Below are 12841 nucleotides of genomic sequence, written 5' to 3'. Positions count from 1 at the left end.
AATTAATTCAAATGGGGGAATGCATTAATATGAGTCATAATTTGTTTCAGCCTGAGGTAAGAGAAAATTTGAAGTGGATGAATGAACCCGAGCACTGGGAGTACACCAAAGAAGATGGATTGATCATTGATGCACCGGCTAAAGTTGATTTTTTCAAGGATCCTGGAGGAAAACATGTAGCCCATTCTGCTCCTTTCCTACATCTCCAGGTTGATTCATCATTTCAGCTTACGACACAGCTTCAGGTAGACATGCGTCATCTTTATGATTCAGGGTGCTTGATGCTGATGGCTGACGAGAACAATTGGGCTAAGCTATGTTATGAATTTAACGGCGAGTGTGCTACGATTGTGTCTGTTGTAACAAAGAATGGCTCTTCCGATGATTGTAATTCTGAGCGCGTTGTCGTTGATAACCCACATTTAAGAATCACGAAAATTGGGAGGATTATTTCTTTTTACTATTCGACCGATGGTGAGGATTGGAAGCTAGTCCGCTACTTTGGAATGGAAATTTCTGATCAGTTTATAGCGGGTGTAGTGGCCCAGTCACCAATGGGATCAGGTTGCCGTGTCAATTTTAAATATTTAAACTTAACGATTCCCAATGAGGATAGCAGGTTTTAGGCATAAAAGAAGTCGCCATTTTGGCGGCTTTTTTTGTTTTAACGATATAAGTTTCTTCTCCGAGTCTCAGGAAAGAGCTTCATTGACTAGCAGTTATCGAGCAGCCGGGTTTAAAGTACCCAAGAACATAATGATGATGCGGTTCGGCAGATCAAAAAAAGATTTGACATGTAATGCGTTACACAAATTACAGTGTAATTGTAGAACATAACGACAATCATCTCATTAAACATCATTCGTTTAAACAAGGGAGACAGCATACTAATGGATAGAGATACTCAAAAAATTGTATTTATCGATATTGACGGAACACTTGTCGGTGATGACGGTATGGTGCCTGAATCGGCGCAGAAAGCCTGTAAAATGGCACGCGGGAATGGTCATCTGCTTTATCTGTGCACTGGTCGTTCGAAAGCTGAAATTTACGACGCCATTTGGGATATCGGATTTGATGGTCTTATTGGAGCAGGAGGGGGATATGTAGAATCCGGAGATGAGATTCTTTATCATAAAAAAGTCACGCCTGAGGATGTTCGGCATATGGTGGATTTCTTTAATACACATGGAATTGATTTCTATCTGGAGTCCAATTCTGCGCTTTATGCTAGCCAGAAATTAAGACCTCATCTGGAGAGACGGATCTATGGAGATGTTGAAAACGACCCTGCGGCCAGAGAAAAAATGGAGCGTTCCCCCCACCCATTTATCGCGGGTTTGACTTATGGAGAGACTGATTTATATAAAGACGATGTCAATAAGGTTTGCTTTCTGGAAAGTGCTGTACCCTTTGAACGCATCAAGGAAGAATTCCAGGGGAAATTTGAGGTCATCCAGTGCACCGTTCCAATCTTTGGGCAAGACAGTGGGGAAATGATGATTCCTGGCATTCACAAGGCAATCGCCATTGCTGATTTGCTGAATCATTTGAGTCTGCCCCAGGAACAGACGATTGCCATTGGAGACGGAATGAACGATGCCGAGATGCTCGAATATTGCGCAGTAGGCATTGCTATGGGCAATGCAAATCCAGGTTTGATGGAAATTGCAGATGATATTACTGACAACGTTGAGGAAGATGGATTGTATAAAAGCTTTGTAAAATACGGTTTGATGTTTGAATAATAACTGTATTTCGCCTCTATTTTGTTCCATGAAGCTTGAGGACTTGTCCTCAAGCTTTTTGGCATCCATGGTTCATATATCCATAAAAAGAGCAGAAGTAGCGTATCTCGACATTATTCTTGCAGATAACATTTGGATTATTTATAATATATGAATAAGTGCTCATATATTGATTTAGATTGTGAATCATCAGAATTTTGTAGAGGAGAGGGCAGGTAGATGAGTAAGAAAAGTCACACACACGACCATAATACGACATGCGAACATGACTGCAACCAACATCATCAACATTATCATTCTAAAGGCAGTGAGCATTCACATGCTCACGGGCATGGGCATTCCCATAGCCACGGGCATTCTCATGGACATGGAGCGAACAAAAATGCTCTAAAGTTATCATTCTTTTTAATTGCTGTTTATATGATCATTGAATTTATTGGTGGATTACTGACGAACAGCCTGGCGCTGTTATCCGATGCGGGGCATATGTTGAGTGATGCGGGTGCATTGGGGTTAAGTTATCTGGCGATGACCTGGGGACAACGACAAGCGAGCAAGTCAAAGACGTTTGGCTACAAACGATTTGAAGTACTGGCCGCTTTTATTAATGGCTTAGCGCTTGCCCTGATATCGATTTATATTTTCTGGGAAGCTTTCAAACGGCTTTCTGACCCGCCTGGAATCATGACTTCAGGAATGCTGATCATCGCAGTGCTTGGCTTGCTCGTCAATATAGCTGCTGCTTTTATCCTTATGAGAGGAGATACATCTGAAAATCTCAATATTCGCAGTGCCTTTTTACATGTAATAGGGGACTTGTTAGGTTCAGTAGGTGCGATTGTGGCTGCATTGTTGATTATGTTCTTCGGCTGGAATTTGGCTGATCCAATCGCCAGTATTTTGGTGGCGGTTCTGGTGATTATCAGTGCTTATCGCGTAACTAGGGATTCTATTCATATTTTGATGGAAGGTACGCCGCTGAATATGAACACAGATCAAATTAAGCAATCCCTGCTTGATCTTGAGCATGTTGTTGAATTGCACGACCTTCATGTATGGGCGTTATCATCAGATGTTCCGTTGCTGAGTTGCCATATCATCATTCAAGATCCAATGTACAGCAGTGTTGTGATGGAGCGGGCACAGAAGTTATTGAAAGAACAATACGAGATCAAGCATATTACAATACAGATTGATAGACCGGGAATCCCGTGTCATATTGAACATCAATAGCAAGAAGTTCAGAAGAGATCTACGTGATGTGGGTCTCTTTTTTGCTGTTTCCGGTCGAGGGATTGAATAACTACAGTGACGCTTTCAAATTTTCCTTAGGCATTGGCTGAATTCTCGAGTCGTTTAAAATCTCTAAAATCTGGTTCTGTGTAAATTCAAGCTTAAAACTTAAATAAGGATCATCAGGCGAAGCTTTAATCACCTGGCCAACCACCGGCAGATTCATGGATGCAATCAGGTAAAATCAAAGTTTTAACAAATTTATATTTAGAGGGTACACCATTATTGTGGTGTACCTTTCAATTTTTGAAAAATGCATGATGCAAATAATTGAGCTCCTATTTGTCAGAATGGTGAAAACCCCATCAACTTGGTGACAAAATCTGTCATCCGACACCAGGCAATGATAATATATTAAGTGTGTCTAACGGAGCTTATACGATTAAAGCGACTCTTAAATTGCAGAATAACATGGGTACAGATCCGACAACAGATGCATGGAACTCAGCAATACGGAGGAGGGCAGGTGAACGTTGCGATATGTCATCTGTATGAAAAGGCGGCTTGATTATTAATAGTCATGTGTGCGACTTTTTTGAATTTTACAACAAAAGGAGTCTATCAAAATGAATTTGTATTTAGAAATCCCGGAGCTTGACAGACATTTTCCTTTCCGGAGTTTTATTAATGAAGGCGACGTGCTTTGCTATCCTCATTGGCATAAAGAAATTGAAATTATTTATGTAACCCAGGGAAGCTTGGATCTGGGAATTAACGATATTTCGATACGCATGAAACAAGGTGAAGTTCAATTTATAAATGGTGGTGATGTCCATTATTTCTTGGCTTCTCCCGACAGCGAACGGGTGGTTATCCAATTTGATTTGAGCTTTTTTCAAGAGGTATCCACATTAAGCGATCAGAAACGCCCTCTTAGATATATATTTGCGGAGATGGAGCAATCCAGCTGGAACTGGTCAAAAGAAACAGCAGCTAAAATGCTTCCGCTGATTCAAAGCATTTATGATGAGAATGCCAACCGCCGAGAAGGTTATGCTTATATGATCAAAGCCAAACTGTTTGAGATGTTGACTCTTATTTTACGGGAAGTGCCAAGAAGCATGACAAGACTTCCCGAAATCTCTGGAAGAACCTTAACACAATCAAAGGACATACTTTATAAACTGGAACGTATTTTTGAATATGTGGAATGCCATTATCATGAAACCATTTTGCTGAAGAATGTGGCTGAATATATGGGTTTCAGTCCCTATTATTTCGCCAGGCTGTTTAAAAAGAATACGGGGATGACCTTTGTAGCATTTTTGAATGAATTCAGACTGAATAAAGCCAAATGGATTTTACTAAATGAAAACAACCCGATCACTGAGGTCGCAGAGGCTGCAGGCTTCAGCAGTGTGAAGAGATTTCATCATCTCTTTAAGGAAGCAACGGGAACATCACCATTGAAATACCGCAGGACAATATTCGGGAATAAAACGGCAAGAAATGAGGAAGAAAGCTTTTCATGAGATTTGTATGCTAGAGCTATCCAACGAAGTGAAGGGAGAGTTACGATGACATTAAGAATTGGGATTATTGGTTGTAGAGGTATCTAATACGCAATCGATTTTGATCCGTAAGCAACCCTTGATATGTGGTGGGCTTAAATCAGGAGTGAAAGGAAAATGAAAATGGACAATCAGATATATAATGTAGTCATTATCGGTTATGGAGGCATGGGAAGCTACCATGTTCAATTGATCGAACCTATTCAGCAGCTTGCCATTGGCGGTGCATATGATATTGTCGATTACCGGATGGAACTGGCTGCCGCTGCCGGCTATAAAACCTACGCCAGTCTGGATGCTGTTCTGGCCGATCAGGCCGTGGATATTGTTTTGATAGCAACGCCTAATGACGTTCATAAAGAAATAGCGATCCAGGCACTGCAAGCCGGAAAACATGTCATTTGCGAAAAGCCGGTTACGATAACGAGCGCGGATTTCTTGGATATTGTCGAGGTGGCGAAGAAAGAAAACCGCGTATTTACGGTACATCAGAACCGTCGATGGGATGAAGACTTCCGAATTATCAAAGATATGATCGACAAGAAGACCGTGGGCGAGCTGTTCCAACTGGAATCGCGGGTTCAGGGGGCTAACGGCATTCCGGGTGACTGGCGGCAACTGAAGGCGTACGGTGGAGGAATGCTACTGGATTGGGGAGTGCATCTGTTGGACCAACTGCTTCAGATTACGGACAGCCAAATAGAAAGCGTAGCTGCTACGTTAAGCTATATTTTGGGGACTGAAGTGGATGACGGCTTTACCAGCTTTATTGAGTTTAAGGACGGCCTTACAGCGGTCATTGAAGTGGGTACAACCAATTACGTAAAGCTGCCGCGTTGGTATATTAAAGGAACCGAAGGTACCGCAGTGATCAGGGATTGGGACTTGAGCGGAGAGATCGTCACCCGAAATCCGGATGTTGCTCATGTGGAACCAAAACCGATTCAAGCAGGTCAAGGATTGACGAAAACGATGGCGCCGCCGTCAGAGGAATCCACCCTCAAGTTCCCGATTGAGAAAATACCTGCTGCAGCAGAAAATTTTTATGAAAATTTTGTCTCCGCCATCGAAGGAAAAGCGGGGCTTGCGATCAAAAGCGAAGAAGTTCACCGTGTGTTGGTACTGATTGAGACGATTTTTGAGGCGGCAGCAACCAAAAGCGTGATTCGAAGAACGATTTAAATCAGCTCTATTTACGATTCGCCATAAGTGAGATATATCGGATCCTATATTTTGAGAACCCGTGAAGAAAAACGACTCATCGTGGCCCGATGTCAGGAGCACCAGTGTCTTGGTCACTTACAAAAAGATCGATATTTTCCACCAAAACAGATAATAATATCCTCCTTTTTTGGATGTTTTCTTTTTATAATGAAAACGCATCCATAACTATCAAAGGAGTTGATATGTTTTGACACGTAACAAACGCTTAAGAAGATTGTCCACCGCCATGTTAACGGTGCCTATGCTCATGATGTTCGCTTCAGGTGCAATGGCCGAGCAGGAAATGAATGGGCATAAGCCTCCAGTTTCTACTGGAAGCGGCGTGTTTTATGAAATTTATATCAATTCTTTTTATGATTCGAATGGAGATGGACACGGTGATTTGAAAGGAATTACACAAAAGCTTGATTACTTAAACGACGGCAAACTCCGTTCAGGCAAGGATCTGCAGGTCAGCGGCCTCTGGCTCATGCCCCTCAATCCGTCTCCAAGCTACCATAAATACGATGTAACCGACTACTATCAAGTGGATTCGCAGTATGGGAATCTGAATGATTTCCGTACCTTGATGAAAGAAGCGCACCAAAAGGGTATCAAGGTGATCATGGACCTTGTTATCAATCATTCGAGCAGCGAGCACCCTTGGTTCAAGGAGGCCAGCGCCGACCCGCAAAGCAAATACCATGACTATTACGTATGGGCAGATAAGAACGCAGATCTGGATGAAAAAGGCTCGTGGGGACAACAGGTATGGCATAAGAATCCGAATGGTGAAGGGTATTTCTACGGTACGTTCTGGTCGGGAATGCCGGATTTGAACTTTGACAATCCCGAAGTTCGCAAAGAAATGATCAAGGTCGGCAAGTATTGGCTGCAGCAGGGTGCAGACGGGTTCCGGCTTGACGCGGCGATGCATATTTTTAAAGGGCAGACGAAGGAGGGTGCCGATAAAAACATCGCCTGGTGGAATGAATTCCGTTCCGAGATGGAGAGGGTAAATCCAAATGTATATCTGGCGGGGGAGGTATGGGACAAACCGGAGACGATAGCTCCTTACTACGGACCGCTTCACTCCCTGTTTAATTTTGACCTGGGCGGAACAATTCTGAGCTCCATAAAAAATGGCCGGGATCAGGGTATTGCGACATTCGCCGAGAAAACGCTGAAATTGTACAAATCGTACAATAAGGCGGCACTCGATGCTCCATTCCTGAGCAACCATGACCAGACCCGTGTCATGAGCGAGCTAGGCGGGGATGTGCGAAAAGCCAAACTGGCTGCTTCGATTCTTTTGACGTTGCCGGGGCAGCCGTTTCTTTATTACGGGGAAGAAATCGGCATGAAGGGAGAGAAGCCCGATGAGTATCTACGGGAGCCTATGCGCTGGTACAAGGGAGATGGCCCCGGCCAAACGACGTGGGAGGAACCCAAATACAACACTGGCGAAGTATCGGTCGAAGCGCAGCTGCAGGACGATGATTCCTTGCTGCAAAGCTACCGCACGCTCATCCGTCTAAGGGAAGAACATGAAGCTCTCCGCAGCGACAGTCTGGAACCGGTCCAAACAGATTCTGCCAGCGTAACCGCATTTAGACGCACTTCAGGCAAAGAAACATTGTATCTATATCATAACCTGTCCGGAGAACCGGTTACCCTGCAGATCAAAGATTTGGATAAAGGCAAGTGGAAAGTGGTCTTCTCCACCTCAAAGGATGTGAAGGTGAAGAAAGGAACGGTCATGATTCCGGCCTACAGTTCTCTGATTATCAAAGAAGACAGAAAGAGCTGAACATACGTAATCTTACCGTTCAATTGAAGTAAATATATATCGATGAATTCGTGTTGGGGTGTTTAGAGCACCCCATTTTTTATTTGAGTTTTGCTGTAAATAAAAAGAAGATACTGAAACCGACAGGAGAGCAGCATACATATTTTAATTTATAAACATGGGCCCATGTTGATCAATGCCAGGCAAACCGATACATGTTCTTGCTAAAAGCCAGTGACAAGAATATGTATCGGTGATAGGGAACAATGAGTAATGGACAGAATGGAGGATTACGAAGGATTGCGCACGCCAATCAGCAGAACATCCGCCCTAAAATCGTGCATCTCAATAATCGTTTTATTATCTTGTGTTTTTACTGAAGTAACAGCAAAGCGGCGGTGTTCCAGATCGATGGTTGTAATATCATACCCATCAAGTACTGCGTTCAGTTTTAGTACGGTATTGAAAGGAACGTAAATGGCAAATGCAGATAGATCTATAGTTGCTGCAGCACGGATCTCTTCGGTATTTTTAAGCACAACATCCCAAGGCCTGAGATCAGAAAGGCCATACATTTTAAAAAGCCATTTTGCAAAACCATAATCCCATGCCCCTTCAAATTTAAGGGCAGACTGCCAGTCATAAGGCTGATCGAACCCTTCCCCGGTGACACCGAAACGTTTACCATTCCGATGCCAGCTCCAGACCCCGTGTGCCCCATAGGTGATACCTGCTGATGCACCCGACAAAAGACTTTGCCATGCAGCTCTGCGTACATCCACACGATCAAAACGCCCATAGACCTTCCGACTGTATCCCATCTGCTCATAGCAGGGTTCCGAATTCAGTACCGGCCGTGTTACAACTTTACTGTGGAAATCCAACGCCAGTGTATAAGCCGTAGGCTGAAACTGGGAATTGTGCCCTGACTGATACATGTAGAAATCCAGTTGTGGGTTATGGAGAAATTCACCTGGAATAGTTGCCAGTCTACCCTGGATATGAAGAGTGGTCAGACATTGAGGACTTTCCTCTTTTACCACACGCAATGCAGTCCGGTAGTATTGAATCGCCAATTCCGAAGGGAAATCCGTATCGCCACTTACAATATAGATCGGATGAAATTTGGAAAAACGATTAGTTACATAACGAACATAGGGTTCAACAGCATCCAGAGGCATCTTTTTTTCGTCACGGAGCTTGGCGGCCCAGGTATCGGGGATATAATTGCACCATAGCAGTGCCAATGCCGGAACAAATCCACAGTTCACGGCCATATCCAACATCGTTTCGGCTCGATTAAAGTAAGCTTCGTTCAACTTGTAATAATCGTAATTCCCCTCATCATCGTATTCAAACGGCTCGTAGTTCAGGTCACTTTCGCTCGCATCCCATTGGCGCAGCATGTTGATCTGTAACACATTAAATCCCTGGTTTTTTCGTTGGTCCAGATAATAGGCCCAGTCTTCCAGCGTAATATTGGTGAACGCACTCCAGACTGTGTCAGCCAGATAAAAAAAGGGGACCCCCTCATGGACAAAATTACGTTTGTTCTCGGCAATGCTCAGTTTAATCATATGGCTTCTCTCCTAACAACTGTAATGACGGAAAACGACGATTTTCTCGCCGTTTTCGCATGAATGACTATGATGAAATTACAGAACTCGCTGTGGTACCTGTTGCCGATTCTTGTTTCTGTTTCTCTTGTTCCTGTGCTTCAAGTTCTCTTTTCACAGCCTGTTTATCCAGTGTCCTGAAGAACGGATAATAGATTAACATGCTGACTGGAATCAGTACCAATTGTGCAGCGGCCAGTCTCCAGCTCCCCTCAATGAACCCAAGCGCAAAGATGGGGGTGCCAAAGGCTGGGTAAATACCGATCGGAGCCGGTAGCAGGCCGATAACAGTAGCCGCGTAACCGAGTATTGCACAGATAATTGGGGCTGAGATAAACGGAATAGCTAGCAGTGGATTTAATACAACCGGAATCCCAAAGATCAAAGGTTCATGGATGGAGAAGAAGGTTCCCGGAAGACCAAGCTTTCCAATAGTCCGCAGTTGTTTGCTCTTGGCCAGAAGGACCAGTAGCAGGGCAAAACCCAGCATCGGTGCATAGTTGCAGTAAATGTACCAGAAAGAAAGACCGATAATATTAGGAAGTGGAGCTCCTGCCTGGAATGCGTCAAGGTTCGTCAGGTCCAGACTCATCCAAATCGGTTTAACGATAGCCAGGGTCACGATGGCACCGTGAATTCCGAACATCCACAGAGCCTGCATAATGATCAGAACAATAATCAAGGCACCTGGTGATCCGCCCAAGCCTTCAAGAGGTACTTGCAGATAGGTGTAGATAAATTTATGAACGGTACCAAATGAGGTCTGCATAAATAGACCCGCCACAACTACAAATACAAGTGCTACAAGGACTGCCGGAATTAATCCGGAAAAGGTTTTGACTACGGTAGGAGGGACTCCCTCGGGCATTTTAATGGTCCAGTTCCTGTCCACGATCCAGATATACAATCGTGCCGCAGCAAGGGCGATAAACATCGCAACAAACAATCCCTGCGCCCCAAGCCATTCGAGTGGCAATGCGCGTACTTTATCAAAAGTCTGAACAGGCGTGACAATCAGAAACGAGAGTAGGGCGGTTGCTGCAGGGACAAGCGGGTCCTTTTCAAAAGATTGGGCCAGTTTGTAGGCAATAAAAAACACGGCATACACGGCGATAATACCGGTGGTCATCGTCGATGCCAGTCCAATAATGCCCTTGACCGGGGCGATAAAGTTCTGATAAGGCTCCCAGGCAAGTGCAGAGAAGAGGGTAGCAAATGCACCGATAATTAAAAAGGGAAGCGTGGACATCAGTCCGTTGGAAATTGCACTCATATATCGGTTTTGTTGAATCTTCCCAGCGACTTTTTGCAGCTTATGCGATAATTTTTTTTGGTTGGCCACAATTGTTCAACTCCTACTCTAAACTTTCTCACTTTTCATCCTCATTAGAGAACGCTTCCATTTGATGAAATCACATCTTTGTACCAGTAGAAGCTATTCTTGCGGATCCTCCGCAATTGCTTCAGATTGAATTCATCCCGGTCTACATAAACGAAGCCATATCGTTTGCTTACTCCCTGATGCGTACTCACCAAGTCAACTGCAGACCAAGGACAGTAACCGAACAACTCGACTCCGTCAGTCATTGCCAGTCGGCATTGCTCAATATGCTTCCGCAGATAGTCGATCCGATAATGATCATTCACTGTCCCGTCTTCTTCCAGAGTATCATGGGCACCAAGACCGTTCTCCGTGATCATCATTGGGAGTTGGTATCGGTCATAGATGGTTCTTAACGTAACTCGAAGACCTGCTGGATCAATCCTCCAGCCAAAAGCCGTCCGCTCTAAATATTCATTACCGCTTCCTGCATATACACCGGCTTCTCCAACCGCAATTTGCTGATCACCCATACCGCCTTTTTCTTCGGTATCCCGAAGATTGGATTTGACTGTAGCGGAGCTGTAATAATTGAAGGCAATAAAATCCGGCTGTGCCGCTGCGAGGATATCCATATCGCCTTCGGCAATTTTAGGTGTATATCCCTTTTCTTCGAAATAGCTCCACACTAAAGTATTGTAACGACCGTATACGGCCATATCCAGATACAACCAGTTACGGATGGCGTTAAAGTTATCTGCGGCCAAAACGTCATCCGGACAGGGGGAGGCTGGATAAACACATGAAATATTGGGTGCAGGGGCCACTTTTGCATGAGGCAGCATTTTTTTGCACAAGATCATGGCTTTCGCTTGAGCGAGTAACATATGGTGATTCTGCTGATAGAGTTCTTTTTTTGGATCTTGAAGTGAAGGATCAAGCGTTCCAAGGGCTGATCCGTGCAGAATCATCATATTTTGCTCATTGATCGTTAACCAATACTTCACACGATCCCCAAAGTTTTCGAACAAGGTCTTTGCATACGCTTCAAATGCATCAATGGTTCTTCGGTTCGACCATCCACCTTGCTTCTCCAAAGCTGCAGGTAGATCAAAATGATACATCGTTACAATCGGCTCAATGCCGTAGCGAAGCAGTTCATTAATCACATCATTATAAAACCGGATGCCTTGCGAATTTAGTTGGCCGGTACCCTGTGGATATATGCGGGTCCAGGCAATGGAAAAACGGTAAGCCTTAAAACCCATTTCCGCCAATAAAGCGATGTCTTCCCGGTAATGATGATAGTGGTTGCTTGCGACTGTATAATCTGAAATCCCCTCTCTGGGGGAGCGAGTATCAATAACAGAAGGACCCTTTCCGTCCTCGTTCCATGCTCCTTCAAATTGATAGGCCGATGTAGATGCACCCCATAAAAACGTTGGAGGAAATTCCTTTAGTTGGTTGTGCTTCATAAATAACTCCTTTCACATCGGTGAATGGTACATCAAGCCTGATCTACAGGCTCAATGCATCTGTCAAAACTTTCTCGCCATTCATCATGCCGTAGTCCATTGTGTTGATGACGCTTACCTTTATACCTTGGGGGCCGTATTTGGACTTAAAATCATCTTCAAGGTAACCCACCTGAGGCCCGATTAACAGGACATCGGTTTTATCAGCGTATTCTTTGAAAGAACCTTCCGATGTAGCCCTGATCTCAACCTGAATGTTCTGTGCCTGAGCGGCTTTTTGCATTTTCTGAACCAACATACTTGTTGACATACCTGCTGCACATACGAGTGTAATTTGTTTCATCTGTTATTCCTCCCCGATGGTTGTAAGATGGAGTGCTGTTTCATAACGACTTAGTCTACTGTAAAGCTCTACAATGTGTCCTGCCAAATCCTTGGTTGTAATAGCGGACATCAGGTGATCTTGAGCGTGTACCATTAGCAGGGTGACTTCATGAGAAGTACCGCCCGCTTCCTGTTGAATCAGCCGGGTCTGGGATTTATGGGCCTTGACCAGTTCGGCTTTTCCTTCTTCAAGGCGTGCAGCAGCCTGATCCATATGCCCTTTTTGGGCGAGACTGATGGCTTCCATTGCTTTACTCTTGGCAACACCTGAATTTGTGATAATTCCCATTATGATTTCCTGATATTCATCCATTCATTTCACCTCTTACGTTGTTTCAATCTATTTTAAATTGCAGGTTCAGTGTATAGGATTTCAGCATGCTTCTAAACTCAATTCTTTTCCACTAGTAGCGGAAAACTCTTCATCAGGCACCTTCGTTAAAATGCAAAACAGAACAGCGAACCGGCGCTAAATTTTCGGTTTCGCTGCCCTGTGGATTG

At 44.1% G+C, this 12841-nt stretch carries 11 protein-coding genes and 1 pseudogene; 6 read left to right on the top strand and 6 right to left on the bottom strand.

Features of this window, described 5'->3' with window-relative positions; all coding sequences use genetic code 11:
* Positions 1-29: 29 nt before the first annotated feature.
* From HPL003_RS21455 to HPL003_RS21445, 3 genes are all read left to right on the top strand, one after another.
* Positions 30-626: a DUF1349 domain-containing protein gene (locus HPL003_RS21455; RefSeq protein ID WP_043922860.1), complete on the top strand. Its 597-nt coding sequence runs from the start codon at positions 30-32 to the stop codon at positions 624-626.
* A gap of 264 nt (positions 627-890) precedes the next feature.
* Positions 891-1748, top strand: coding sequence for a Cof-type HAD-IIB family hydrolase (locus HPL003_RS21450; RefSeq protein WP_014281862.1), 858 nt, complete (start codon positions 891-893; stop codon positions 1746-1748).
* 219 nt (positions 1749-1967) lie between these two features.
* The gene (locus tag HPL003_RS21445; RefSeq protein ID WP_014281861.1) at positions 1968-2981 is read left to right on the top strand and encodes a cation diffusion facilitator family transporter; all 1014 of its coding nucleotides are present in this window, start codon (positions 1968-1970) and stop codon (positions 2979-2981) included.
* A 73-nt stretch (positions 2982-3054) separates the two neighbouring features.
* On the opposite strand, the pseudogene HPL003_RS27915 reads toward HPL003_RS21445, so the two are convergent.
* Positions 3055-3222: pseudogene (locus HPL003_RS27915) on the bottom strand (AraC family transcriptional regulator N-terminal domain-containing protein); the annotation flags it as partial.
* A 385-nt stretch (positions 3223-3607) separates the two neighbouring features.
* Between HPL003_RS27915 and HPL003_RS21440 the strand changes: the two are divergent.
* The 3 genes from HPL003_RS21440 (at position 3608) to HPL003_RS21430 (ending at position 7565) form a co-directional block, all read left to right on the top strand.
* A complete protein-coding gene (locus HPL003_RS21440; protein ID WP_014281860.1) occupies positions 3608-4513 on the top strand; it encodes an AraC family transcriptional regulator in 906 nt (301 codons plus the stop codon).
* Positions 4514-4669: 156 nt separating this feature from the next.
* Complete coding sequence (locus tag HPL003_RS21435) at positions 4670-5734, top strand: Gfo/Idh/MocA family protein (RefSeq protein ID WP_014281859.1); 1065 nt, start codon at positions 4670-4672, stop codon at positions 5732-5734.
* A gap of 229 nt (positions 5735-5963) precedes the next feature.
* On the top strand, positions 5964-7565 hold the full coding sequence (locus HPL003_RS21430; protein ID WP_014281858.1) for an alpha-amylase family glycosyl hydrolase: 1602 nt from the start codon (positions 5964-5966) through the stop codon (positions 7563-7565).
* 269 nt (positions 7566-7834) lie between these two features.
* Here HPL003_RS21430 and HPL003_RS21425 read toward each other — a convergent pair whose 3' ends face one another.
* From HPL003_RS21425 to HPL003_RS21405, 5 genes are all read right to left on the bottom strand, one after another.
* Complete coding sequence (locus HPL003_RS21425) at positions 7835-9121, bottom strand: glycoside hydrolase family 140 protein (RefSeq protein WP_014281857.1); 1287 nt, start codon at positions 9119-9121, stop codon at positions 7835-7837.
* A 67-nt stretch (positions 9122-9188) separates the two neighbouring features.
* The gene (locus tag HPL003_RS21420; protein WP_014281856.1) at positions 9189-10502 is read right to left on the bottom strand and encodes a PTS sugar transporter subunit IIC; all 1314 of its coding nucleotides are present in this window, start codon (positions 10500-10502) and stop codon (positions 9189-9191) included.
* A 44-nt stretch (positions 10503-10546) separates the two neighbouring features.
* Positions 10547-11956 (bottom strand): glycoside hydrolase family 1 protein, encoded by a 1410-nt coding sequence (locus HPL003_RS21415; protein WP_014281855.1) that lies wholly within the window; start codon positions 11954-11956, stop codon positions 10547-10549.
* Positions 11957-11999: 43 nt separating this feature from the next.
* On the bottom strand, positions 12000-12299 hold the full coding sequence (locus HPL003_RS21410; RefSeq protein WP_014281854.1) for a PTS sugar transporter subunit IIB: 300 nt from the start codon (positions 12297-12299) through the stop codon (positions 12000-12002).
* 3 nt (positions 12300-12302) lie between these two features.
* Entirely contained in the window at positions 12303-12653 is a 351-nt protein-coding gene (locus HPL003_RS21405; protein ID WP_014281853.1) for a PTS sugar transporter subunit IIA, read from the bottom strand.
* Positions 12654-12841: the final 188 nt, after the last annotated feature.

The organism is Paenibacillus terrae HPL-003 (genome assembly GCF_000235585.1).
GTDB classification, from domain to species: domain Bacteria; phylum Bacillota; class Bacilli; order Paenibacillales; family Paenibacillaceae; genus Paenibacillus; species Paenibacillus terrae_B.
This window is presented reverse-complemented; position numbering and strand designations above follow the sequence as displayed.

Coding starts and splice junctions, on each gene's coding strand:
- HPL003_RS21410 (WP_014281854.1), bottom strand. CDS start 12,299: ATGAAACAAATTACACTCGTATGTGCAGCAGGTATGTCAACAAGTATG.
- HPL003_RS21440 (WP_014281860.1), top strand. CDS start 3,608: ATGAATTTGTATTTAGAAATCCCGGAGCTTGACAGACATTTTCCTTTC.
- HPL003_RS21435 (WP_014281859.1), top strand. CDS start 4,670: ATGAAAATGGACAATCAGATATATAATGTAGTCATTATCGGTTATGGA.
- HPL003_RS21445 (WP_014281861.1), top strand. CDS start 1,968: ATGAGTAAGAAAAGTCACACACACGACCATAATACGACATGCGAACAT.
- HPL003_RS21450 (WP_014281862.1), top strand. CDS start 891: ATGGATAGAGATACTCAAAAAATTGTATTTATCGATATTGACGGAACA.
- HPL003_RS21405 (WP_014281853.1), bottom strand. CDS start 12,653: ATGGATGAATATCAGGAAATCATAATGGGAATTATCACAAATTCAGGT.
- HPL003_RS21455 (WP_043922860.1), top strand. CDS start 30: ATGAGTCATAATTTGTTTCAGCCTGAGGTAAGAGAAAATTTGAAGTGG.
- HPL003_RS21425 (WP_014281857.1), bottom strand. CDS start 9,121: ATGATTAAACTGAGCATTGCCGAGAACAAACGTAATTTTGTCCATGAG.
- HPL003_RS21415 (WP_014281855.1), bottom strand. CDS start 11,956: ATGAAGCACAACCAACTAAAGGAATTTCCTCCAACGTTTTTATGGGGT.